The organism is Paenibacillus baimaensis, from assembly GCF_025567575.1.
The window spans coordinates 51,062-75,456 of the sequence record NZ_JAOQIO010000099.1 but is presented as its reverse complement, the minus strand read 5'-3'; the positions used below and the strand labels follow the sequence as shown (position 1 = coordinate 75,456).

Genomic DNA, 24,395 nt, shown 5'->3' with positions numbered 1-24,395 from the left:
TATTATGATCGAGATTGGAATTGTGCAAAAAGCTGGAAATTCACTGCTAACGGGTTTATGATGGGCTATAGATAGTAGCTTTCATACAGACGGAGTGAACGTCAGGAGGATACAGGGGATGCAAAAGAAAGCCATATTTTTGGCCGAGCAGGGTAACACCATGATTAATCGGGTATTTGATGGGAATGTTAGGGACAGGCTTAATCAGCAGGTAGAATTGCAGCCCGTATGGATACACCCTGGCAATGCCAAGCTGCACATGGAAGAGCTTGCTGGAGTGGAAATTGCCTTTTCTACATGGGGGCTTCCCTTATTTACAGTGGATGAGCTTCAGGTTTATTTGCCTAATTTAAAAGTTTTATTTTATGCTGCTGGCTCAGTTCAACGCTTTGCAAGAGAATACATGTCACGCAATTGTGCTGTTGTCAGCACTTGGGCTGCTAACGCGGTACCTGTTGCCGAATATACGGCCGCGCAAATTGTGCTGGCCAATAAAGGTTATTTTCAAACAGTACTTCACTGTAAGCGTAATCATGTAGAAGCCAAACAGGTGGCCCAGCTTTATCCAGGTAATTATGCAGCAAGGGTAGGTATTCTTGGCGCCGGTATGATCGGTAAAAAAGTAATCGAGCTGCTAAAACCCTACAATATTCAGATTGATGTATTCGATCCCTATTTGTCCGATACAGCGGCTGCCGATCTTGGTGTACGTAAAACCGATTTGCTGGATATTTTTACGAATTGTGATGTCATCTCCAACCATCTGGCTAACCTGCCGGCTACTGTTGGGATGCTGAATAAGCAGCATTTTGACAAAATGCAGCCGCATGCGACCTTTATTAATACAGGACGCGGCGCTCAGCTTATAGAGGAAGATTTGATACAAGCTCTCCGCGATGAACCGACCCGGACGGCTGTGCTGGATGTGACTCATCCCGAGCCGGTAAGTCGTGATAGCGCTCTTTTGACATTGGATAATGTGATACTGACTCCACATATTGCCGGGAGTATGGGTAATGAAGTGGCAAGAATGGGCCACTATGCTGCCGGAGAGTGTGAACGTTATCTGAGTGGCGTTCCCTTGCAATATCAGGTTACACTGAGTATGCTGGAAACCATGGCATGATCAATAACATGCAAACAGCACACCATAAGCAGCACAAAACAGGAATCAAACGATAAGCAGCACTATTCGCACATTGGAGGGTGTATATTGATACAAACAGGACTTTTATCCGTTACTTTTCGTCAGCTGTCTCCGCTTGAAATCATTCAGCTTGTTGCTCAGGTCGGCTTGCAGGCTATCGAATGGGGCGGAGATATTCATGTGCCTCACGGTGATGTGAATCGGGCCAAGGAAGTGAAGGGCTGGACAGAATCAGAAGGAATTGCGATTGCTTCCTACGGCTCCTATTACCGGGTTGGGTGCACGAATAAAGAGGGTTTGACCTTTGATCAGGTTCTGGAATCAGCTGTAGCCCTGCAGGCTCCTGCGATTCGGGTATGGGCGGGGGACCAAGGCTCAGATATATCTGATGATGCCTGGTGGGATAAGGTAATTACCGATGCGGCAAGAATCGCTGATCTGGCACAGGGAGCGGGGATCACCGTCGATTTTGAATATCATGGAAATACACTGACGGATACACGCGAAACAACGGTTCGTTTACTGGAGGGAATCGGACATTCGAATATACGCTGCAACTGGCAGCCCTCCGTTGCTTTGACCATCGAGCAGAGACAGCGGGATCTACGAGCAGTACTGCCCTGGCTAGCCAATGTTCACGTGTTTCAATGGGAGCCGGGTGTGCGTAAGCCCTTGGCGGATGGCTTGGAGGAATGGCGTGATTACGTCAGTATCGTTCGTGAAGCTCCTGGGCATCGGTATGCGATGCTGGAATTTGTCAGGGATAATGATCCGCAGCAATTTTTGGCAGATGCAGTCGTATTGAAACAAGTGATAACTGACAGTCTGTCGAATTAATACGGAGGATATGCGTTCAGATTATCGGATGGTGAAAGGATTGTGACCATGAGCGGAATTCATCTCTACGAGAGTAAGCATCGGGAAAGCTACGAAGTGAATGTCCATCACCATAGTAATTATCAAATATTGTATGCGATAGAGGGGGAAGGCTCCATTCAACTGGATGGAGTCAAACATGCGGTTGAACAGGAGTGTGCCGCGATTATTTTTCCACATTCGGATCATGCCGTTTCCTCAGAGTCGCATTTGACGCTGCTCGTTATGGAGTTTGATGCTGCGCTGATGCAGGATGCTTTTGCATCGAGATGGAAGGCAGATACGATCGACGGCTCCATCCTGCTGCGGCTCAATTCGGTTAGCGGCAACGAGCTGAGACAACTGCTGCGCAAGCTGCTGTTCGAGCAAAAGCAGGAGGACTCGCTAAGCCAATGGGCGATGCAAATTCATCTGCTGGAGGTGCTGCTGCTGCTCGCCCGTGCCAAGCAGAGCTCACAAGTCACCGATGCCAATGGATTACGTGCCGAGCGGATTCGATCCTATATCGATTCCCATTACTTTGAGCCGTTGATGCCAGGTGAGCTTGCCCAAAGGCTCGGTATCAGCTCACGCCACGCTGCACATATATTCAAAGAGCAATATCAACTGACCCTGCTGCAGTATTTAACGGAGGTGCGGATGAGTACAGCTATGAAGCTGCTCGCAGAATCCGATAAGGATATCGTTTCTATCAGCTTCGAGGTTGGCTACGAATCGCTTCCGACTTTTTACCGCACCTTTAAAAATTACGTCAAGCTTTCCCCCAACAAATATAGGCAGCAGCATCGAAATCCCGTCCAGTCCGTCTGAGCGGGTTTTTGTCGTTGTGCAAAAAAACGCTTCCATATCTGAGAATTTTACTCCAATCTGATAAGACGAACCTACATAGAACAGCTATGCTGGAAAAGTAATCATAACGGAACACAATCATGATAAACGAAAAGGAGCTGCAACTATATGAAAGTACACACAATAGGAATTATTATGAACGGAGTTACAGGAAGAATGGGGACGAATCAGCATCTTGTTCGTTCGATATTGGCCATTCGCCAGCAAGGCGGAGTGACATTACCTAATGGAGACATTATTATGCCTGATCCGATTCTGGTAGGCAGACAAGAGCATAAAGTCAAAGCATTGGCAGAAAAGCACGGCGTTACCCGCTGGAGCACGGATCTGGATGCTTGCCTGGCAGACCCGGCGAATCAAGTGTATTTTGACTCCCAAACGACTGTACACCGCGCCGAAAGCATCAAGAAAGCGATCGCGGCAGGTAAAGACATTTATTGCGAAAAACCTACCGATACAAGTCTGGAAGGCTCCCTGGAGCTTGCTCGTTTGGCGAAGCAGGCTGGCGTTAAAAACGGTGTTGTTCAGGATAAGCTGTTCCTGCCAGGTTTGTTGAAGCTGAAACGTCTGATTGATTCCGGATTTTTCGGGAAAATTTTATCGGTTCGTATGGAGTTCGGTTACTGGGTGTTTGAAGGAGATTGGCAGCCAGGACAACGTCCTTCATGGAACTATCGCAAGGAAGATGGCGGCGGTATTATTGTCGATATGTTCGCTCACTGGCGTTATGTGCTGGACAACCTGTTCGGCAATGTGAAAGCTATTTCTTGCCTGGGTATGACTCATATTCCTGAGCGTGTCGATGAGCAGGGTGAACGTTACACAGCTACAGCGGATGATGCAGCATATGCGACATTCCTGCTGGAAGGCGACATTGTGGTTCAAGCCAACTCTTCATGGGCCGTACGCGTAGACCGTGATGACCTGTTGACAATTCAAGTAGACGGTACAGAAGGCAGTGCGGTTGCAGGTCTTCGTGATTGCAAGGTACAACACCGTGTGAATACTCCGAAGCCTGTATGGAATCCTGATATTGAAAATCCTTTTGCATTTACAGAGCAATGGGTGGATGTGCCTGCTAACCAAATTTTCGACAATGGCTTCAAGGTTCAATGGGAATTGTTCCTTAAGCATCTTGTTATCGATACTCCATTCCCTTGGGATCTGCTTGAGGGCGCTAAAGGAACACAAATGTCCGATCTTGGACTTCAATCGTGGAAAGAACGGCAATGGGTTGATGTACCAGATTTGAAACTGTAATAGAGGATAGGAGGAGATTGCAGCATGACTGATAAGCTTACATTGCCCAAAGCCGGGGGTGCCTTGTACGAGTACGTCGCGGGTACCAAGGCTTCGATTCTTGCACCTCAAGGAGCATTTACCGGGCGGATTGCGTTCTCAGCCGCACATGTTGTGTGTGATCCGTTCGCAGGGACCGATCCGTTGAATCAGCCTTCGATCGATTGGGAAAGCACCTTATCCTATCGGCGCCATTTGTGGTCGATGGGTCTGTCCGTTGCGGAAGCTATGGACACCGCGCAGCGCGGCATGGGTCTCAACTGGATACAGGCCCAAGAACTGATCAAACGGTCGATAGATGAAGCCAAAGCGGTTGGTGGTAAAGTCGCGAGCGGTGCGGGAACCGATCATTTGGCCCCTGGCCCGAACGTAACTTTGGAAGATGTTGAAGCTGCTTATGAAGAGCAGTGCGGTTATGTAGAAGGCTGCGGAGGCCAGATTATTTTGATGGCAAGCCGGGCGCTGGCAGCCTGCGCCAAAACTCCCGACGACTACGAGCGGGTATATGGCCGTATTCTTCGTCAAACGAAACAGCCTGTCATACTGCATTGGTTAGGTGATATGTTTGACCCTGCGCTTGCCGGTTACTGGGGCAGTTCCGATTTCAATGAAGCGATGGAAACTTGTCTGCGCGTCATTCGTGCTAACGCAGATAAGGTAGATGGCATCAAGATTTCGCTGCTGGATGCGGATAAAGAAATTCAAATGCGCCGTTTGCTGCCCGAAGGGGTAGTGATGTACACAGGCGATGATTTCAATTATCCTGAGCTGATTCGTGGCGATGAACAAGGCTACAGTCACGCTTTACTTGGTATTTTTGATGCAATCGCTCCGGTTGCGGCGTCTGCTTTGCAAGCGCTGGATCGTGGAGATTTGGCACAATATGATGCTTTATTCGAGCCGACAATTGCTTTGTCCCGACACATTTTCCAAAAGCCTACCTATGCCTACAAAACAGGTATCGTATTTATGGCTTACCTGAATGGACATCAGAACCATTTCCGGATGATTGCCGGAGCAGAAGGCTCGCGCTCGATCGTCCATCTGTCCGAACTGTTCGTGCTGGCGGATCAAGCGGGATTGCTGCAGCGTCCTGAGCTTGCGGTGGAGCGGATGAAACGGGTACTGGCATTAGCGGGAATTGAATAGCAGGTAAGTGATCCGATGATACAGATTCAATGGACGGAGGGATATATGTGGAACGTTTTACAAACATAGACCGTTTGAGCTTAAATCAAATTACGACCAATAGCTGGAGCTTGCGTGAAGCCGCTGAAGGTTGCGTTCGGGCAGAGATTCCCTGGATCGCTTTATGGCGCAACAAGGTAGAGGAAGCAGGCCTTGCTGAAAGTAAACGTATTGTCCGTGATGCAGGCTTGAAAGTATCGAGCTTGTGCCGCGGCGGGATGTTCCCAGCAGCAACAGCAGCCGAACGCGCTGCTCGTATCGACGATAACCGCAGAGCGATAGATGAAGCGGCTGAGCTTGAAGCAGAGGTTCTTGTGTTGGTGTGTGGTCCGGCACCGGACCGCGATATCGATGGAGCTCGCCAAATGGTCGAGGATGCGATCCATGAGCTGGTGCCTTATGCGCAGGAACGTGGGGTTACACTCGGTATTGAGCCGCTGCACCCGATGTATGCAGCCGAACGCTCCGTGATTTCAACACTTGCCCAGGCAACTACGATTGCCGAGCGTTTCACGCCACAGCAGGTCGGCGTTGTTGTCGATGTGTTTCATGTATGGTGGGACCCTGAGCTGTACAAACAAATTGCCCGCGCGAGTGGCAGAATTCTGGGCTTCCATGTTTCCGATTGGATCGTGCCTACTCCTGATATGCTGCTTGGCCGAGGCATGATGGGGGACGGTGTCATTGAACTGAATCGTATCCGTCAAGCTGTTGAAGCGGCAGGCTATCGTGGCCCTATCGAGGTCGAAATTTTCAATCAGGCGATATGGGATCGTCCTGGCGATGAAGTGCTGGCCGAGATGAAGGCACGCTATCTGGAGCATGTGTAACGACATCAATCATTAGCAGTGTATAGATTTATCGCTGTTAACGCTTAGGTTCGTTAAAGTTAAGAGACGTTAACAATAAGATTGGTTAATGCCCAGAGTTATTAAAACGTTGTATTGCAGACGCTGAGATCCTTATTGAATACGAATTTAAGCAAGGTTTACGGGCTGGTCAGCGGGTTACATCGTTGATCGGCCCAATGTCTTATACATGTGTGAGAGAAGGGAATTAACCATGAGAGCAATTCGTACTGCCTTGATAGGGGTAGGGGGATTTGGTAAAGTGCATATCCGTCATTTGGTTGAGCTGTCAGGACAAGGGCTGTTGGAGGTCACGGCATTTAGTGATATCAATCCCGATGTGAATCCAGAGGGTTGGCAGCAGCTTCTGTCGCTTGGCGGCGCTCCTTATTCCGATTACAAAACGATGCTGGACCGTCATCCTGAGCTGGATTTGGTTGTAATCGCTTCGCCTATTCCGATGCATAAAGAGATGGCGATGTATGCTTTTTCACGTGGAATCCATGTTATGATCGAGAAACCACCGGCTGTCACGATACAGGATCTCGATGAAATGCTGCGAGCTCAAGCGGGTACTTCATCATTATGTCAGGTTAATTTTCAAAATACATCGGGAGCGGCCTTCCGTGAATTGCTGCGAATCATTCAGGAGGGGCAGATTGGCGATGTGCAACATGTTACGGGAGTCGGTCTTTGGAAGCGGACACAGGCCTATTATGACCGTACACCGTGGGCAGGCAAGCTTATTCATAAGGGCAATTACGTGCTCGACGGTACGATCAATAACCCGTTGGCTCATTTGCTGAATAATTGCCTGCTGGTTGCAGGCAGCGGGAATGCTGAAAAAAGCACTCCGCTAGATATTCAAGCTGAGCTGTATCATGCCAATGCTATTGAAGGTGAGGATACCTCTTGTCTTCGGATTCGTACGCAAAGTGGAGCTATCGTTCATTTCTATGCCAGCTTGTGCTTTGATGCCGAAAACATTCCTTCTATCACGGTTAAAGGGACGCAGGGTGAAATCGTATGGACGTATAACAATACTCTTGATATTCGAACCAATGGTTCGCAATCATCCAGCCGCAGCTTTGCCACTGAGGATTATGTCCATAATATGTACCTGAATACGTTGGCTGCTATCCAGGATGAATCGGTCGTTCTTCTAAGCTCACTTCAGCAGTGTCGCAATTTTGTGCTTGCTGTTAATGGTGCTTTTGAATCGAGCGGGGAAACACATCCGATTTCAGATGCTTTTCTCGTGCGGAGAAATGAAGGAAATACGGTGTTTACAGGAATCACAGGTATCGGAGCTGATGTAGGTCGTGCCGCGGCGGAAGGTCTGCTGTTCTCGGAGCTTAATCTTCCATGGGCGGTTGCAGGACAGCTGTTTTCTTTAGACGGCTATCACAAATTTGATTTATTCTCATCCTGAAGCTTCTGTGTAGGGATGAGCATTTCGTTCCTTCAGGAATAAGCGTATCTTTTGTTCGGATAGAATACAAGGTAGCCGTTTATTCCTACTTCGTGTAAAATGGAAGGGGATTCACAGTTGAGATGAGGGAGCGATAACCATTGAAAATTGCAGCACAGCTTTATACGGTTAGGGATTTTTTGAAAACACCGGAGGATATTGCAGCTAGTTTGAAAAAAGTCAAACAGATCGGTTATGATTCGGTCCAGGTTTCCGGTGTAGGCCCCATTGACAGCAAGGAACTGAAGGCGCTTGCAGATCAGGAGCAGCTTACGATTTGCGCGACCCATATTCCTTATTCGGATTTTGACAATATCGATGAAGTTATTAAAAAGCACCAAATCTGGGATTGCAAATATGTAGGATTGGGCGGATTGCCGCCGGAATACCGGACAAGCAAAGAAGGCTACTCGAAGTTTGCGAAAGAGTTCTCTGAAGCCGGCCGCAAGCTGCACGATGCCGGATTGAAATTTATTTATCATAACCACGAGTTTGAATTTGTTAAATTCGATGGCCGTACCGGAATGGACATTTTGTTCGAAGAGTCCGATCCGGAAGTATTTGATTTCGAGCTAGACCTCCATTGGGTACAGGCTGGTGGCGCTGATCCGGTTGAATGGATCCGTAAAGTCGATGGACGTATGAAAGTCGTGCATCTGAAGGACTGGGCAGTTACAGCTGACAGGGAACGCCGCTTTGCAGAAGTGGGAGAGGGCAATATGAATTACCCTGCCATTCTAAAAGCTTGTGATGCTGCGGGCGTGGAATGGGGAGCGGTTGAACAGGATCAATGCTATGGTAACGATCCATTTGACAGTCTTGCAATCAGCCTGCGCAACCTGCATAAGCTGGGATATAAATAAGCTATAAGCGGGTTCTTACAAAGGAAAACGACGAGGGCAGCAGTGTTCAGTTAGGACACAGCGCTCGAACTGGCAATTATGAATATCCATTCTATACAGCATAATATACCAAGAAACCGGACGCCTAAGGGCCTCCGGTTTCTGCAAATTTGGGTATACCTTCATCATAATAGAATGAATGAGGTTGAGCCAAGCAGCTTAACGATGGTTAGGTAAGTAAAAGAAGGCGGAGGTCGTTCCATGATTAGCAATAAATTAAACAAAATCGCTTATGGAGGCGATTATAGTCCCGAACAATGGCCGCAAGAGATCATGACCGAAGATATGAGAATGTTTAAGCTGGCGGGTATTGATATCGCGACAGTAGCTGTGTTTTCATGGTCCTTGATGCAGCCGGATGAAGAGACCTACCAATTTGAATGGCTCGACGAGATCATGGACAAGCTTTATGAAAATGGTGTGTATGCCTGCTTGGCGACGAGCACGGGTGCACATCCGGCCTGGATGGCTCATCGGCATCCTGATGTGCTGCGGGTCGATTTTGAAGGGCGCAAGCATACATTTGGTCAACGTCATAATTCGTGTCCGAACAGTCCTACCTACAGACTTTATGCAGCACGGCTGGCACGCAAGCTGGCTGAACGGTATAAGGATCATCCAGCGCTGGCTGTGTGGCATGTAAATAATGAATACGGCGGCATTTGTTATTGCGACAACTGCGCCAAGGCTTTTCGTGTATGGCTGCAGCAGCGCTACGGCAGTCTGGATCAGTTGAACAAGGCGTGGAATACCCGCTTTTGGGGACATACCTTTTATGATTGGGACGAAATCGTGCCCCCTAATTTATTAAGTGAGCATTCTGCAGAAACTCGGACCACATTTCAAGGAATTTCGCTCGATTACCAGCGTTTTAACTCGGATGGGCTGCTGGATTGCTATCTGTTGGAATACAACGAATTGAAGACGGTTACGCCGGATGTTCCGGTTACGACGAATATGATGTGGATGTTCAAGCAGCTGGATTATGCCAAATGGGCGAAGCACGTTGATGTGGTTTCCTGGGACAGCTATCCATCCAACACGACGCCGCTCAGTCATGTGGCGATGTGGCATGATGTGATGCGAGGCTTGAAGGATGGTCAGCCGTTCATGCTGATGGAGCAGACGCCAAGTCAACAAAACTGGCAGGCTTACAATGGCTTGAAGCGTCCAGGCGTGATGCGATTGTGGAGCTATCAGGCTGTAGCCCATGGTGCTGATACGGTGATGTTTTTCCAGCTGCGTCGTTCGGTCGGTGCATGTGAGAAATACCATGGAGCGGTTATTGAGCATGTCGGTCATGAGCATACCCGTGTTTTCAGAGAATGCGCGACGCTTGGCGGCGAGCTTCAGGTTCTGGGAGATAAGCTGCTCGGTTCCCGGATCGAAGCCAGAGTAGCGATCATCATCGATTGGGAAAATTGGTGGGCCATGGAGTTCTCCTCAGGACCGACGATCGATTTGTCTTACATGACGGAGCTTGCCAAATATTATGTGGCTTTCTATGATCAGAACATTGCGGTCGACATGATTTCAGTGGAAGCGGATTTCTCCCGCTACGATGTCGTTATTGCTCCTGTACTCTATATGGTGAAACCGGGAGTCGCCGACAAACTGGAACGCTACGTGGAAGCAGGCGGACGTTTTGTAACGACATTTTTCAGTGGGATCGTGAATGAATCCGATCTGGTTACACTTGGCGGGTATCCAGGTGAGCTGCGCAAGCTGCTCGGTATTTGGGTTGAAGAAATCGATGCATTATTCCCGCATATGTCCAACCGCATCGTGATGACCGAAGGACGAGAAGGCTTTAAAAAGGAATATTCCAGCACACTGTTATGTGATATTCTGCATACCGAAGGGGCTGAAGTTTGGGCTGAATACGGTGAGGAGTTTTATAAGGGTACGCCTGTTCTGACGCGTAATAGCTTTGGACAAGGTGAGGCGTGGTACGTAGCATCCAGTCCGGATAAATCATTTCTTGCCGATTTTGCTACGCTGCTGGTGAAGCAAGCGGGGATTGAATCCGTGTTGGCTGCTCCTGAAGGAATTGAAGCGACACGACGTGTAAAAGACGGACAGGCCTATACGATGATATTAAATCATAATGACAGCGAGACCGAAGTGAATTTGGGATCAAACCAGCGTTCCGAGCTGTTAGGCGGTCAAGCGGTCAGTGGAGCTGTGAAGATTCCTGCCAAGGGTGTCTGGATCTTGGAAGAGGCTTCGCAATAAATACCGAAATGGGCGGTTAGTCTGTGCATTTGTCTATACCGTTTCCGCTAATTGCCATACACTATGACATAGGTTGATGCACATTAGGATTCGATGTCGTTGACTTAATCATGACATAGGAGTGATTCTATTGGCACATGTTGGCGGTGTAGGTGTGGGAAGTTGTGCAGGTGCATATGGCGGGTTTGGTACATCAACAGGAGAAATTCTGGTTCTGTTCATTTTATTGGTTATCATTACAGGCGCAGGATTTTGGGGCGTATAAGCGATAATAGTAATATTAAATGTCATTTTCATGAAAGCTCAAAAAGTAAAGAAGCACCGCGGCAACAGGTTACTGGATGCTGACAGGTGCTTTTTCATTGTTCAATCTTAAGGTTTAAAGCTCAATCAATTCCTTTGACGGGACTGGTTTTGCGATATTCGAGCAGCTCGGAAATCGTGACGAAGCGATAGCCGCGGCTTTTAAGCACGGGCAAAATTCGCCTGAGTGCCTCAATGGTTTGTGTCTTGCCCTCGACATAATCATGAAATAATACAATATCTCCGTTGCGCGAGTTGTTAAGGACCTTATTGGTGATATGATTAACACCCGGTGTATTCCAGTCCATCGTGTTGATATGCCAGGACCACATTACGACCGTATAGCCTTCTTGTTTGGCTATTTGAATCAGTGGATCGTTATAGTAGCCTCCTGGCGGACGAAATAAGTGCGGCTTTTGCCCAGAGACCCGATGTATAGCTTCTTCCGCCCGCATCAATTGATCACGCATATTGCTTTCTTTGACTCCGCGGGTGAAATACATATGGGTATAGGTGTGATTCGCCAATTCATGGCCTTCAGCGACTTCCCGCTTAATAAGGTCCTGATAACGTTCAGCTTTTTCACCGATCACAAAAAAAGTAGCTTTAGCTCCATATTGCTGCAAGAGGTCCAGGATCTGTGGTGTATCCTCAGGATCGGGGCCGTCATCAAAGGTCAGCGCGATAATCTTTTCCTCAGTGGGCACCTCCCATACAATCTCACCTCTTTTTTCATAATAAGGACGCCCTTTACTGGGAGCGTTGGATAGCTCATTAATAGATCCGGTCAGCAGCATCGATAGCGACAGCACAATGGGGATGGAGACAGTCCACATGGTAATCAAAGCCTCCTTCGTATAATAGGACGAAGATAGTTTTCCCATTTCACCGAGTATTAGCCACCGAAGTCAAAAAAGTAATTTACATTTAAAAAACCTTGCTGCTCTTTGTAGTAAAAGGTACGGGCGAGCACGATAATGATGGTTTGCAGTTAGATGTAAAACATTTACTTTATTGGATTCGTCACTAGTGTACATGCTATGCAAAGCTGGATAGTTGAGCAGGGTTCGTGCTTAACACTATACTTTTGATACTATCTTACATAAAAGTGGGTACTTGAATTTGATACTAAAAGCATCAATAATAAAGTAGGCAGAGGTCATTATTGCCTGTAAAAGATAACATCAAAATAGAAACAGCGGAGAGGGATTACGATGAGAGATCAACTGTTTACGCCCTTTGAGATCAAAGGCTTGCAATTAAAGAACCGTGTGGTGATGGCGCCCATGTGTCAATATTCCGTTGATGCCAAGGACGGCAAACCGAATGAGTGGCATTATGTCCACTATCTTAGCCGCGCTATCGGAGGTACGGCTCTCATTATTATGGAAATGACGGATGTACATCCTGATGGTCGCATAAGTGATAAGGATTTAGGATTGTGGTCCGATGACCAAATTCCGGCCTACTCGCGAATTATTGATGAAGTGCATGCTCATGACGCCAAAATTGGTATTCAGATTGCACATGCCGGTCGTAAAGCTGAAGATGCCGAAGTACCGGTATCCTCATCTGCGATCAAATACCCTGGATCCAACTATAAAGTACCACGAGCCCTCACGACGGATGAAGTTAAAGATATGGTACAGCTTTTTACGGACGCAGCTCGACGGGCTGTAGAGGCAGGAGTGGACATGATTGAATTACACGGAGCACACGGTTATCTTATCCACCAGTTCCATTCTCCACTTACTAACCAACGCGACGATATTTACGGACAGGATTTGGCTCGGTTCGGCGTGGAAATTATTCAAGCTGTTAAAAAAGTAATACCCGCGGAGATGCCTTTGTTTTTCCGTATTTCTGCTGTTGAATATGTGGATGGCGGTTATGATATCGATCATACCCTACAGCTGGCCAAAGCTTACAAAGAGGCTGGTGTAGACGTGTTTCATGTGAGCTCGGGTGGGGAAGGGCCAGCAGGTGAAAGAAAACCAGGAAACTACCCGGGCTACCAGATTCCATATGCACGCACTATTCGAGAAGCTCTGGACGTTCCTGTTGTTGCAGTAGGTATGCTGGAGTACCCGGCTCTTGCTCAATCGGTTATTGGTAATGGAGATGCTGATCTGGTTGCAATTGCGCGAGGTCTGCTGCGGGATCCGTATTGGGCCACTCATGCAGCTCTGGAATTAAAAAGTGAGCATTCTCATGTGCCGCAGCCGTACAAACGGGCTTATCTTTAAAAGCGATGAATAGACCAAAGCACGAGCCCAATCTCTGGGCCCGTGCTTTTTTTTGGACGAAGTGGTCTAATGGATTGCCGCCCACAGAAGGGAAAGCCCTGAACCAAACAATAAGATGTCTAACACATATTGGAAGGAGATGATACTCATCCGCTGAACAATAGCTTTTGAAGCGAATGTGCCGAGCATCAGAGAAGCGCCGACGATAACTCCGTGTACCATCATTTCTGAGGGGAGTGCTCCAAGCTCCTGGAAGGTTACAACCTTGCTGACATACAATGCAAGTGAACTTACTGCTTCCGTTGAGAGGAATGCACCTTTCATTAATCCGTATGAGGTGAATGCGGGTACGCTTAGAGGACCCGTAGAGAGGACGATTCCAGTCAAAAAGCCAATCAAAGCTCCAGCGACGGCAAGCTGCCATAAGGAAATGCGGAAATCCTTTGCCTTGAGCCAATACCTGAGAGGGATCATAAGCAAAAAAAACATACCAAGCCCTATGTCTATAACTGCTGTTGGCAGTTCCCACAATGTTCGCGCACCCACTGCGGCGGCTGGCACACCTGTAATCGAGTAGGCAGCAAAGGCCCGCCAATTGATCTCACGCCACCAGACAACGACTCTGGTCAGGTTCGCCATAACAGCAGCCACTGCCATAATGGGTACTGCTTGCTTAGGGCCAAATGCAAATACAAGAACAGGTAATAACATAATGGACGAACCTGTTCCTATGACGCCACTGACAGCCCCGGCTACTAGTCCTACCAACAAGACAAATAAATAATCCCCCAAAAAAACACTCCTAATGAACAATCTTAGAGCTTACATAACACAAATTGATTGTATCAAGAGCTGCTGGACAGGACAAGACATTCGTTTGAATAATTGATAAGTCGCATCAAGTATCTTTGTCACGACCCTAAGTCCTTTATTTTTCTTGTTTATACAAATGTTGGTGATATGATTTTCCGCCATGTTATAATGTAACGCGATAATGTAATTAGAAGAGAGGGAGATCATATTGAAAAGTAAACTTATAAAATCATTCATTTCATATACAACTATTACTTTGACAACTTCATCTTTATTATTAAACATCGCAGCAGCTGCAGATCATCAGGTGAAGCTACCCAAGGTAATCAATGGTATCATTATCAAAGAATCTACACTAGTACCGCTAAGAGATATTTTCGAGAATCTGGGCGCTACTATAGAATGGGATGATTTGACAAAGAAGATTACCGCGACCAAAGATGCTAAAACAATTGTGCTAACAGTTGGAGATATCAAAGCTTATGTTAATGATCAACTGAATATCCTACCCGTAGCCCCTCAAATTATTAATGAAAAGACAATGATACCTGCTCGATTTGTTAGTGAATCATTTGAGGCAAAGGTCGAATGGGATTCCGCAAATAATGTTGTAAACATTAACGACAGTATCCAAGTTGTATTTGGACCCGATGCTCAGACCATTAATAAGTTGCTATCCGATGCGAATCAATTTTATATAAATATTCTTAAAGAAGATTTTGCCAAGTACAGGATCGATTACAAAAAAGCAGATAATCAAACAATTGCTAAAGCCTATGAAGCCAGAAAAAAAGAGTTTTCAAAATATTTATCGGATAATTTTATAAACGGCAAATTTTCAGAATACTATTCAAATTCATTAAATGAAAGTCATCCTACCAAATTACCAGTTGCTGATCTAATCGAAACTCGATTAAAAGTTAATCAAGTCAGTGAAAATTCATTACTTGTAGAAGGAATAAGTTTACCTGATATGTTATCTGATGGTGCTTCATTTGAAATTAAATTAATAAAAAAGGATGATAACTGGCTAATTGAGGGAGTCACATATAAAACTAAAGTCGATGACTTAAAAATTACTGAAAGTGAAGCTACAAAATTTCTGGAAGCAAGATACGCTACTGATTCTAAAATAACATTTCTTCAAAAAGTTACGATAAAAAATGACCCTTATTTAAATGGTGAATACTATAAATACCAACTCGTTCACATAGCCTCTGCTTACACTCAGTATATATACTTTAATACCAAAAATGGAACGGAAAATGTTGTACAAATGGACTCAACATTAGAATAGAGTCAAGTATATTTCTAAATAGTTGATTTAATTTGAAAAATGTGGTATTTTATAGTCAATATTGGAAGTGATGAGCGGAAGAACCGCCTCTCCCATGCTGAAAAGCATGGAAGGGGCGGTTTTTTTTGCATCTAAATATTGTTTAATCTTGATGTTGCTGAATTGAAATAGCTGTTTATTGTGTTGGTCGTGGACTAGCGTGTAAGGGATCAAATAGCTCAAATGGGGGTGGTTGAGGTGCAGATGCAGCCGCAGGGCAAACAAATCGGTGATGTAGTCGAAGGGCGATATCGTATCGTAGCCGTGCTGGGAAGCGGGGGAATGTCAACTGTATATTTGGCAGACGATTTGCGATTAGCCGGCAAGCGCTGGGCAGTTAAGGAATCCAGACAGAGCAATGGAACTGAATATGAATTTCTCGCGGAAGCAGAAATGCTTGTTAAACTTAACCATCCGAATCTTCCAGATATTGTTGATTATTTTCCAGCTGACTCCAATGGCTGCAGCTATCTGGTGATGGATTACATTGAGGGAGAAACGCTGCTGCAGCGATTTGAACGGTCCGGCAAGCGATTGCCAGTCAATCATGTGATTGATTATGCACTGCAGCTGTGTGATGTGTTCGCGTATTTGCACAGCCACCAGCCTGAGCCGATTATTTACAGAGATGTGAAGCCTGCGAATCTGATGATCGATGCGCAGGAGCGGATACGACTCATTGATTTCGGTATAGCTCGCAGCTATAAGGCCGGACAAGCTGCCGATACGGTGCGAATTGGTACGATTGGTTTTGCTGCACCCGAGCAATTCGAAGGTCGGCAGACCGACGCGCGCACCGATTTGTTCGGATTGGGTGCGCTGCTGTATTACTTGCTGAGCGGCGGTCACTATTATTATGCCGTTCGCAGGCCGCTGAGCGACCACAGCGCCGCGATCTCTGCGAGCTTGTCAGTGCTGGTGGAGAAGCTGCTGCATGCGGAGCCGCGAGCTCGCTGCCAGAGCGCCGCGGAGGTACGCGACGAGCTGCTGCGAATTCAGCCGCTGCAAATAGCAGCAGGAAACAATGGAGCAGACGTGTATGGCGAAATAGACGAGGATGGTGGCCGAGGACGAAATCGAGACGGAGGTCGAGCGGAACAAGGCGGCACAGCCTCAAGGGATAGTGGTGGAAAGGGGCTGTCAAAGTCGCCGCCGCGAGTCTTGGTTGTAGCCGGGCTGTACGCGGGTGCTGGCGCAACATTCACGACACTAGCGCTGGCCCGCGCACTGCACGGGCTTGGTGTCAGGCACGCGGTTATGGAGGTGCAATCGAGGCATCCGGAGCTGTACACACTACTGTATGGTGAGAAGCATGCTCCCCCTGATTATCGCTGCTATAACGAAGCGGGAGTGGATTTGCGGCAGCAGCAGACAGCTTGGGAGGATGGCAACACGCTGTGGCTGCCAGCGGCACCGCAATCGGGAGCTGAATGGCCCCATGATTCGATGAGTATTGATCATCCGATACAGCCTAATCTGGCAGACGGTAACCGGACTGAGCTGGCGTTCAGCCGACTGCAGCAGTTAATTCTCCAGGAGATAGAGCGGCCGCTTATATTGGTCGATATCGGTTCCAATTGGGAGGATGAGACGGCAAACGAGCTGATTAAGCTTGCCTCCGAGTTTGTCTATGTCATGGATCCGATGCTGCATAAGCTGGAATCGGCTGCCGCAAGACGTAATATGAAGCGGCTTAAGGAACTGCGGCGGTTGGGCAAGCCAGTCTGGGGCATCGCCAATAAGGCAGTGAATTCCAGTCATACCGGACAATGGTTGAGTGTATTTCCCGAACCACCGGTTTGTATGCTTCCGGCGATTGATTTTACCAGGATGGCTGAGGCGAGCTGGCTGGGTATACTGGTGCAGGACCGCCCTGGAGTCCGAGCTCAGTTAGAGCGTTCGATGCAAGACTGGCTTCGCAGCTGGCTGCCTCATACAGGTCCCAAGGGTCTGCTGCACAAGCTGTGGAGGAACGGATAGAAAGGAAATGGAGGACCCGGCAGGATGAATGTTTGGTATAAATGTATGTATTATGTGTTGGTCATCGGTTTGTGCCTGTCTGGACCTGCATTGCTTATCGGTTGGAAGTGGTTCGTGGAACCCAACTGGGGAACAGTTGAAGTGGTCCAGGCTGCCCGTTCTGTCGAACGCGGCTTACGCATAACCGAAGCAGACCTCAAAACGGTCAAGGTAAAAAAAGAGCAGCTTGTTGACGGGGCATTGGTACGTATGCCATCAGCACTTCATCAGGAAACGACACGAGCCGTTCGGCTGAATGAACAAATCACAGCTGATATGCTGAACACCGCCCATTTGCTGCCTGGTGCTGATGAGTGGAACATGCCACTTCCGGTGGAATGGATGTTTGGAAAACCTCCCGGCAGCTTGCTGCGTGGTGATCGGGTCTCCTTGCTGCTGGTCCAAAAGGAGGAAAGCAAAAAAGTTGATGACAAGACAGCCAATCAGGAGCTGTCACGTGAAAAACTGGACCAGCTGAATGTTTCTTATGAGGAAGAGAAAAAACTTCAGGAAATTGTCGTCAGCTATGCCAAGGGCACCAACAATCAGGAAATCGGAGCATCCGATGACCGTAAAAAACCAACAGGTATGGTCAGTACAATAGAGCTGATTGTCAATAATGATCAAAAAGAACTGATCCGCAAATACGGTACTAAGGGTTACCGATTCCTGGTCGTTTATCACTAGTACGTAGTATATAAGCTTAAAGGAGGTCTATTAAACATTGAATGCTTATGTGGTTTCAGGCGACCGAAGACTGCTGGAGGCGTTACGAATTTCCGGCGATTATGAGTCGGTATCCAGCGTATCCAAGGATATGGTAGCCGTTCTTCTGATGGGAGAAAGAACGGAAAGCAAGCGGGACTCTCTACTGAAAACAGCTCGAACCCTCGTATCGAATCCTTCAGTACCAGCTCCAGAGACCTCGTTATTGCCTGGAGACGTATGGATTGTAAGCGACGTGCTTCTGGATATGCACGAATTGTTCACGCTGCGCAGTTACTATCTGGCGAATCGAATTATTTATTTACTAAGCAACGGTACGGATCCGTTGACCTTAAAAACAACGCAAAGCCTGTGTGCAGCGCAAGGTATTGACTATGTGCTTCCATACCATACTCCTGAGCAGGTAGCGGATGAGACGGGGAAGATATGCCTGATTAAGGCAAGGACTGTCAGTAAGGTCATTACCGCAATCGGCGCGCTTCCGCAGCTGGGTGTCACCTCCAGTTTATTGTCAATCGGAGTTACACTGGCGGCACTATCGGGAGTAAAAGTAGGGATTTTTGGACTAAACGGCTGGAACCCCGGGGATAGTGGATTGATTTATTCGGCCAAATATATGGATGAGCTGTGGGGAAGCTTGCAGGGCAAGCAGCTTCAGGCTGCAGAGCTTCAGAGCAAAATGCAACTGCTGGCACCGAACGTTTATTATTTAGCAGGCAGCCGGGATTTGAAAAAACTGTATTATTACCAGACGGATGGCGTGTCATGGTTAATCGAGAAGGCGCGCGAGTGCTTTGATCTGGTGCTTCTGGATGCAGGCAGCTATCCTGACCATGCATTGGCAGCACAAAGCATACATGCTTCTGATCTGCTGCTCGTTTATATGAGTCAGAGTCAGCAGGCCAAGGCGCAGTGGCGGCGAATGTGCGAGCATATTTTGCACCCGGTTTTTCAATGGGAGCAGCGCCAATCGATGCTGCTGTTTAATAAAATGATTCGCTCACCCGATATCGAAAATGAAAAACAGCTCTCACGCCAGCTGGAGATGCCATATGTAGGCAGTTTGCCGTATGATCCGTCATTTTATCGCAAAGAAGCAGAGGTTGGCTGGGTCCATCCGCACAATCACGATTACAACAAAGAGCTGGGCAAAATAGCGAAGGCGATGCTGCATTATTATGATTTGCCGCTTGTACACACGTCTGCTGTAGAAACGGCCAAGCACACGGATTCTGCGGCAGGATCCTCGAAGGGCTCGTGGTTCCGTTGGATGAAGCCTGTAAAGGAGGCTTAAACATTGGCAAGTCAGTCGCGGTTTCATATTGGACAGTTTCATACGGAGCCTGAAATATGGGAACCGACGTTTTCGTCCTCAGTTGAACAGACCTATACGCCTCCCCAATTGATGAGTAGTGGCGGAAAGGTGCTTTTCGAGCAAGCCTGCCACACCTACAAAGAAATGGTCGGTGAACGATTCGCAGGTGCTATGCATCAAGGGCTAGGCAACCGGAATCTGGCAGGAGCACCGGATAGCGATGATGCCGAAGCTTTCGTCGAGCTGGAAAACAACGCGATTATCGGTGTGCCCGAGACAGTGACTGCCATTATGGAGCAAATACAATCCCATGTGGACCGCCAGGGTCTGCATCAACTGGAGCTGCCGGATTATTACATGAATCTCAGACGGTTTGCCAAGGAAGAGCAGCGCTGCTATGGCGATGTGACACATGCGATGTTTCATGAAATATACGGCTTTAAGGCACTGGCCTGCTGGCAAACGTATCCTGACAGCTACGCCGCGCAAATTATTGGAACCTCCATCTGGATCCATCATCACGGTCGCCATGAACGGATGCCATTTCAATTTGCCTCCACACAGGAGGTGGACAAAATCATTCGCGCACTCACTCGCCAAAAGGAAGATGCGATCGTCAATCTATACAATACAACCTTGGAGGTGGATTTATATACGGGGGAACGGGTTACGCTCACGGTGAAGCCCGACGTAAGGCATGATGTGATTACGTTTCGACGGTTTTTGATCGGTCGTGTTACCGTGGGGGATTTGGCAGATACCAAGCGCCGCACCATCCCGCCGGAAGCTGTCGAACTGCTGCAGGGCATATCGAAAACTCATTGTAATGTAATAGTCATTGGTCCGCCAGGAACGGGTAAATCCACGACACTTAAAGCGTTGATATCGGAACGGGAAAACCATTACACAGGTGCGATTATCGAAAAGCATTACGAGCTGGCTGCCAGCCGCGATTTTCCCGAAAAAAAGCTGATCGAACGGATCACCCATGAAGGCACCTTTCATCATGCAATGGATCAGATCCTGCGCTTCGACGTCGACTATGCGATTATCGGTGAAGTACGCAGAGTCGAGGCGGAGGGTGCGATGCTCGCCTGCGAACGACTGCTCAAGGGCTTTGGCAGCACCTTTCACACATGGAAGCCGGAAACCGTACCCTCACAGTTCGCGAGGCTGCTGTGCAGCTTGAATCCGGGTGTGCGTTTTGAGGAGGAAGAAAAGCGTGTAGCCGAAAATATCGATATTCTGATCGTGCAGACGCAGGACACGACTCGAACGCGTAAACGACTCAAAAGTGTTATGGAGCTTCGCTACAATCGATATACCGGAGAAATTAGTACTCATGAGCTGATGCATTGGAATGAGCGAACGGATACATGGACGTATCGCAACGATTTGAGTGAGGGCTTGCGTAAGGAAATGCATGAGGTGCATCCGGAATGGTCCGAACGAACTTTCCAAGCGTTAGCAGCATTGGCAGCGGCATCACCTATTGCTGAGAACGAGGGAATAGTTGTTTATAATCCTGTAGCGGCTAATCCGCTGCACCGAATCAGTGTTTCGATGAATCTAATGGCTGCTGCGATGTCAAGTAACCCTGTAGTATCACCAACAGAGCACTCGACGGATGAGGAGGTTTAGCCCTTGTCTATGTTTCCGATTTTGACGATGGCGCTTCTGTTCATCTCAGCGTGTTTATTTACAATCGGTTTGTATATGACTCTGAGGCAGCCTCTCCGTTATCTTCGTAAGCTGCTGCTGACAGAGCACCGACACCGAGTTAGCATGAAACAGCTGAAGCGTAAGCCTCGAGGCCACAAGCAAGCAGGGCGAATTGCGGCAATATACCGAAGAATACATCGTCAGCTGGAGCTGCTGCTGAAGGCTACGATGAAGGAGCGTTATAACGAATATTCGGTTCAGCGATTTTTACTGTTGGCTGTATCGAGCTCCTTGTCGGCCGGGATGGTTTCCTACGTAATGGCTTTCGATATTCGTTTCAGTCTGTTCATTGCCGTTGTGGCGTTTGCAGTACTGATCATCTATCAACGGCTGAAGCTGCGCAGCCAACAAATCCAAAGCGGCTATGATCTTGCAGAAACGATAGGTATTTTGACCAGTAAATACAAGGTTACCCGCGGTAATATGCGTATGGCGCTGCAGCTGGCTTGTCAGGAAATGTCGTCCAGTGCGATCCGCAGTCATTTTATGAACCTGATCAGGGAGGAGCTTAATTATGTGGACTCGCGCGAAATGGAGAAGGCGGTTGAAGAATTTATCTACAGTATTCAAACATCCTTTGCCAAGCAGCTTGGCTTAACAATGCTGAAAGGGCTGCTGCGTAACGAAAATGTGGAGAGCACGCTCATGGCGATTGATAAAAATATTCACAAACAGATCGATATGCTGCGCGATGAGGGGGATTCCAGCTCTGAGGTGCTGCAGTTGAGCTGGCTTCATGTGCTTTTGTTCCCGTTGCTTTTGCTAATGATGGTCATATTTATGGGCTACACGAGCACGGTACACTACCAATTAGGAACGGAGCAAGGGCGCTTTTGGCTGACGGTTACGGTTTGCTTTATTATCGGCTCGCTGCTTCTGGCAACCTGGTTCCGACGTCCGCCCAATGATTATTAGAAGGCTGATATCAGCTTCAGCATATGATTTAGCCCACAAGGAGGTCGAAGGTTTTCTTTCAGATGCACCATGATCTATATGCTGTCGGCGGCGGACTTCTTGGCATCCTGATTTGCCTGATTTACATGCTTGCTGCTTATCTGATACATCGCCGTTTGCGGACCCCCCTGTCCATTAAATATATGTCCCGCCTGCAATATATACGATTGAAAACCTGGCTGGATCATCCAGAGCTGGATCAACGTTTGGAGCGTACGGGGTATCCGTTGGGGATGAATGCGCTAAAAATCCAGTCCATCCGTTATGGTGTCGCGCTACTATGGCTGATCAACAGCTTATATGACATCTCATTCAATTGGGGTGTTCAATCCTTGCCTGCACTGCTGCTTCAGCTGTGGGGACCGGTTGTGATGCTGCTTGCGACCAACACGAGGGCTTCGCTGCTCACTTACTTTCTGGCCAAATGGAAGGAGATTGACGACGGGGAAAAAAACCGCGAGCTGTTCATGATCTACAGCATGATCGCTGACGAACTTAAAGGGGTTGGTCGCCGCAGACTGAATCTGCATACGATGCTGACCAAGCTGCGCGATTATACGGTAAGAATCAAGCCTGCATTGAATAAAGGGCTGCGGTTATTTGATGAAGGGGCGTCCGCTGCACTGCATGCGATTGGCGAGGATATCGGAACCAAGGAGGCCAAGGAGCTGTGCAAGCTGCTCGCAGATCTGGAAATGACGCCGCCTGAGGATATTTCTGCCTTGGTGGAGGCGAGGGAAGAGAGTTATACCCAGATGCTGCGCGAGAATCGGCGGCGAAGACGCAAGTTTTTTGGGAGCTTGGCTTATGCTGCGGCGTTTAGCCCGCTGTTGATTTATTTGTGGAATGCGTTAAACATCGCCCAGCAGTATGTAACGGATTTGGCACGCAGCACGAATCATTTTGGTTGAATCATAGAAGGAGTGGATAAATAATGAAACCGGCCTTGGAAAAGTTTTTACTCATTGCAGCTACATTGGCTGCCATCGGATTGTTCATTTTTGTGGCAATGTGGAGCTCGATTAAGGATAAAAAGACGCAAATGGACGATTTATTCAACAATACTAACGTTCCGAGCTCGTTCATTTACACACCTGCATTAGCTCATGGAGGTATTCGTGAAGACATCCATCGCAGTCTGTACGCAGACACGGAACGCAGAACGAATACACCATCCTTACATCCTGCTTTTGCGATACCACCTGATTCCATACCAGCATGAAAGCTGCTTTGGTGGAGATGCTGAGCGTTTATATTTTGCTGCTGCTGCTATTTCAGCCGATTTTGCATGATATATATTCAACTCGGGCCAATGCAGTAGAAATGGTGCTCGACAGTGCCATTCAAAAAGCAGCTAATGCAGATAACGGTCGATTTACTCCGGAAATTATCGATGAGATGCGGTATACGCTGGAGCATACCTTTTTGCTGGATGGTGTGGATATCCGATTTACGGGAACGACGATACTCACACCGAGGGGCGAATATATTGAGGGCACACTTTCTGTAAAAAGTACACCACGATGGCTGTTTCACAGCATGTTTGGCAGTCAGGACCGCGAACCTCCACAAATTGTCCGTTATGCCAAACAGATGAGCGAGGCGATGGTACGGTGATTAATAGATGAATCGAGCGCTGCTGCTGCTGTTTGTGGTGTTGATGTTTTTGTATACGACGGGGTTTGAAGCAGACAGGTTTGTTACGACGACTACACATAACCGGTTAAAATTCACTTTGAATCGTGGCGCTCATGATGCGGCCCTGCAGGTAAATAAGGATTGGCTCGCTGAAGGTCTGGTAGTGTTTGAGCGTCCATTGGCACATGCCGCATTTGAGGCAGGGCTTCGCGGAAATTTACAGCTGCGTCCGGATGGAACACCTTATGAAGGCAGTCTGCTGTCGGCTGCGCCTGTTATCGTATTTGAGGATTATGTGGACGATTTGTCCCCGGGAGTGGTGTTTCCTTACAGCTATGTGTGGGAAAGCGAGCATATTGTTCAGGTTCTGAAAGGGCCGGCTGTGATCTACAGGGTGAAGGTGAAAATGCCGCGCAACAGTTCACTTTCTTATGAAGGAGATGTATATAAAACGGTAATTTATGAATACCCATTGGATTTCAAGTCAAGCCAGTAAAAGGGGGAGGCG

At 47.8% G+C, this 24,395-nt stretch carries 23 protein-coding genes; 21 read left to right on the top strand and 2 right to left on the bottom strand.

Annotated features, from left to right (window positions below):
* Window positions 1–118: 118 nt before the first annotated feature.
* The 10 genes from OB236_RS29125 to OB236_RS29080 all read left to right on the top strand — a co-directional run bounded on the left by OB236_RS29125 (window position 119) and on the right by OB236_RS29080 (window position 11,080).
* Window positions 119–1,126, top strand: a complete 1,008-nt coding sequence (locus OB236_RS29125; protein WP_262687045.1) for a hydroxyacid dehydrogenase — start codon at window positions 119–121, stop codon at window positions 1,124–1,126.
* 87 nt (window positions 1,127–1,213) lie between these two features.
* On the top strand, window positions 1,214–1,984 hold the full coding sequence (locus OB236_RS29120) for a sugar phosphate isomerase/epimerase family protein (protein WP_262687044.1): 771 nt from the start codon (window positions 1,214–1,216) through the stop codon (window positions 1,982–1,984).
* A 48-nt stretch (window positions 1,985–2,032) separates the two neighbouring features.
* Window positions 2,033–2,833: an AraC family transcriptional regulator gene (locus OB236_RS29115; RefSeq protein ID WP_262687043.1), complete on the top strand. Its 801-nt coding sequence runs from the start codon at window positions 2,033–2,035 to the stop codon at window positions 2,831–2,833.
* 147 nt (window positions 2,834–2,980) lie between these two features.
* Window positions 2,981–4,132, top strand: a complete 1,152-nt coding sequence (locus tag OB236_RS29110; RefSeq protein ID WP_076229869.1) for a Gfo/Idh/MocA family protein — start codon at window positions 2,981–2,983, stop codon at window positions 4,130–4,132.
* 24 nt (window positions 4,133–4,156) lie between these two features.
* A complete protein-coding gene (locus OB236_RS29105) occupies window positions 4,157–5,320 on the top strand; it encodes a dihydrodipicolinate synthase family protein (protein ID WP_262687042.1) in 1,164 nt (387 codons plus the stop codon).
* Between the two features lie 47 nt (window positions 5,321–5,367).
* The gene (locus OB236_RS29100; protein ID WP_240414963.1) at window positions 5,368–6,189 is read left to right on the top strand and encodes a sugar phosphate isomerase/epimerase family protein; all 822 of its coding nucleotides are present in this window, start codon (window positions 5,368–5,370) and stop codon (window positions 6,187–6,189) included.
* 232 nt (window positions 6,190–6,421) lie between these two features.
* Window positions 6,422–7,639, top strand: a complete 1,218-nt coding sequence (locus tag OB236_RS29095) for a Gfo/Idh/MocA family protein (protein WP_262687041.1) — start codon at window positions 6,422–6,424, stop codon at window positions 7,637–7,639.
* A 140-nt stretch (window positions 7,640–7,779) separates the two neighbouring features.
* Window positions 7,780–8,541: a sugar phosphate isomerase/epimerase family protein gene (locus tag OB236_RS29090; protein WP_262687040.1), complete on the top strand. Its 762-nt coding sequence runs from the start codon at window positions 7,780–7,782 to the stop codon at window positions 8,539–8,541.
* Between the two features lie 240 nt (window positions 8,542–8,781).
* Window positions 8,782–10,815, top strand: coding sequence for a beta-galactosidase (locus OB236_RS29085; RefSeq protein WP_262687039.1), 2,034 nt, complete (start codon window positions 8,782–8,784; stop codon window positions 10,813–10,815).
* Between the two features lie 154 nt (window positions 10,816–10,969).
* Window positions 10,970–11,080 (top strand): sporulation protein YjcZ, encoded by a 111-nt coding sequence (locus OB236_RS29080; protein WP_218639010.1) that lies wholly within the window; start codon window positions 10,970–10,972, stop codon window positions 11,078–11,080.
* Between the two features lie 121 nt (window positions 11,081–11,201).
* On the opposite strand, the gene OB236_RS29075 is transcribed toward OB236_RS29080, so the two are convergent.
* Window positions 11,202–11,954 carry a polysaccharide deacetylase family protein gene (locus OB236_RS29075; RefSeq protein WP_144026418.1) on the bottom strand — a complete coding sequence of 251 codons (753 nt, stop codon included), beginning with the start codon at window positions 11,952–11,954 and terminating at the stop codon, window positions 11,202–11,204.
* 378 nt (window positions 11,955–12,332) lie between these two features.
* Between OB236_RS29075 and OB236_RS29070 the strand changes: the two genes are divergently transcribed.
* Complete coding sequence (locus tag OB236_RS29070; RefSeq protein WP_262687038.1) at window positions 12,333–13,364, top strand: NADH:flavin oxidoreductase/NADH oxidase; 1,032 nt, start codon at window positions 12,333–12,335, stop codon at window positions 13,362–13,364.
* A gap of 66 nt (window positions 13,365–13,430) precedes the next feature.
* On the opposite strand, the gene OB236_RS29065 is transcribed toward OB236_RS29070, so the two are convergent.
* Window positions 13,431–14,156 carry a sulfite exporter TauE/SafE family protein gene (locus tag OB236_RS29065; protein WP_262687037.1) on the bottom strand — a complete coding sequence of 242 codons (726 nt, stop codon included), beginning with the start codon at window positions 14,154–14,156 and terminating at the stop codon, window positions 13,431–13,433.
* A 229-nt stretch (window positions 14,157–14,385) separates the two neighbouring features.
* On the opposite strand from OB236_RS29065, the gene OB236_RS29060 reads away from it, so the two are divergent.
* The 10 genes from OB236_RS29060 (at window position 14,386) to OB236_RS29015 (ending at window position 24,383) form a co-directional block, all read left to right on the top strand.
* Window positions 14,386–15,474: a copper amine oxidase N-terminal domain-containing protein gene (locus OB236_RS29060; RefSeq protein WP_262687036.1), complete on the top strand. Its 1,089-nt coding sequence runs from the start codon at window positions 14,386–14,388 to the stop codon at window positions 15,472–15,474.
* Window positions 15,475–15,717: 243 nt separating this feature from the next.
* Window positions 15,718–17,493, top strand: coding sequence for a serine/threonine protein kinase (locus OB236_RS29055; RefSeq protein WP_262687101.1), 1,776 nt, complete (start codon window positions 15,718–15,720; stop codon window positions 17,491–17,493).
* Window positions 17,494–17,517: 24 nt separating this feature from the next.
* Entirely contained in the window at window positions 17,518–18,219 is a 702-nt protein-coding gene (locus OB236_RS29050) for an SAF domain-containing protein (protein ID WP_076229879.1), read from the top strand.
* A gap of 37 nt (window positions 18,220–18,256) precedes the next feature.
* Window positions 18,257–19,552 carry a P-loop NTPase family protein gene (locus OB236_RS29045; protein WP_076229880.1) on the top strand — a complete coding sequence of 432 codons (1,296 nt, stop codon included), beginning with the start codon at window positions 18,257–18,259 and terminating at the stop codon, window positions 19,550–19,552.
* A 3-nt stretch (window positions 19,553–19,555) separates the two neighbouring features.
* On the top strand, window positions 19,556–21,214 hold the full coding sequence (locus tag OB236_RS29040; protein ID WP_262687035.1) for an ATPase, T2SS/T4P/T4SS family: 1,659 nt from the start codon (window positions 19,556–19,558) through the stop codon (window positions 21,212–21,214).
* Between the two features lie 3 nt (window positions 21,215–21,217).
* Complete coding sequence (locus OB236_RS29035) at window positions 21,218–22,210, top strand: hypothetical protein (protein ID WP_262687034.1); 993 nt, start codon at window positions 21,218–21,220, stop codon at window positions 22,208–22,210.
* 62 nt (window positions 22,211–22,272) lie between these two features.
* The gene (locus tag OB236_RS29030) at window positions 22,273–23,160 is read left to right on the top strand and encodes a hypothetical protein (RefSeq protein ID WP_262687033.1); all 888 of its coding nucleotides are present in this window, start codon (window positions 22,273–22,275) and stop codon (window positions 23,158–23,160) included.
* 23 nt (window positions 23,161–23,183) lie between these two features.
* On the top strand, window positions 23,184–23,471 hold the full coding sequence (locus tag OB236_RS29025; protein ID WP_262687032.1) for a hypothetical protein: 288 nt from the start codon (window positions 23,184–23,186) through the stop codon (window positions 23,469–23,471).
* A gap of 17 nt (window positions 23,472–23,488) precedes the next feature.
* Window positions 23,489–23,866, top strand: a complete 378-nt coding sequence (locus tag OB236_RS29020; protein ID WP_262687031.1) for a hypothetical protein — start codon at window positions 23,489–23,491, stop codon at window positions 23,864–23,866.
* 7 nt (window positions 23,867–23,873) lie between these two features.
* Entirely contained in the window at window positions 23,874–24,383 is a 510-nt protein-coding gene (locus OB236_RS29015; RefSeq protein WP_262687030.1) for a hypothetical protein, read from the top strand.
* The last annotated feature ends 12 nt before the right edge of the window (window positions 24,384–24,395 follow it).

Bases quoted from the DNA above. Each gene is read 5' to 3' on its own strand.
- OB236_RS29125 (WP_262687045.1), top strand. From the start codon at position 119: ATGCAAAAGAAAGCCATATTTTTGGCCGAGCAGGGTAACACCATGATT.
- OB236_RS29115 (WP_262687043.1), top strand. From the start codon at position 2,033: ATGAGCGGAATTCATCTCTACGAGAGTAAGCATCGGGAAAGCTACGAA.
- OB236_RS29110 (WP_076229869.1), top strand. From the start codon at position 2,981: ATGAAAGTACACACAATAGGAATTATTATGAACGGAGTTACAGGAAGA.
- OB236_RS29105 (WP_262687042.1), top strand. From the start codon at position 4,157: ATGACTGATAAGCTTACATTGCCCAAAGCCGGGGGTGCCTTGTACGAG.
- OB236_RS29095 (WP_262687041.1), top strand. From the start codon at position 6,422: ATGAGAGCAATTCGTACTGCCTTGATAGGGGTAGGGGGATTTGGTAAA.
- OB236_RS29085 (WP_262687039.1), top strand. From the start codon at position 8,782: ATGATTAGCAATAAATTAAACAAAATCGCTTATGGAGGCGATTATAGT.
- OB236_RS29075 (WP_144026418.1), bottom strand. From the start codon at position 11,954: ATGTGGACTGTCTCCATCCCCATTGTGCTGTCGCTATCGATGCTGCTG.
- OB236_RS29070 (WP_262687038.1), top strand. From the start codon at position 12,333: ATGAGAGATCAACTGTTTACGCCCTTTGAGATCAAAGGCTTGCAATTA.
- OB236_RS29055 (WP_262687101.1), top strand. From the start codon at position 15,718: ATGCAGCCGCAGGGCAAACAAATCGGTGATGTAGTCGAAGGGCGATAT.
- OB236_RS29050 (WP_076229879.1), top strand. From the start codon at position 17,518: ATGAATGTTTGGTATAAATGTATGTATTATGTGTTGGTCATCGGTTTG.
- OB236_RS29030 (WP_262687033.1), top strand. From the start codon at position 22,273: ATGCACCATGATCTATATGCTGTCGGCGGCGGACTTCTTGGCATCCTG.
- OB236_RS29025 (WP_262687032.1), top strand. From the start codon at position 23,184: ATGAAACCGGCCTTGGAAAAGTTTTTACTCATTGCAGCTACATTGGCT.
- OB236_RS29020 (WP_262687031.1), top strand. From the start codon at position 23,489: ATGCTGAGCGTTTATATTTTGCTGCTGCTGCTATTTCAGCCGATTTTG.
- OB236_RS29015 (WP_262687030.1), top strand. From the start codon at position 23,874: ATGAATCGAGCGCTGCTGCTGCTGTTTGTGGTGTTGATGTTTTTGTAT.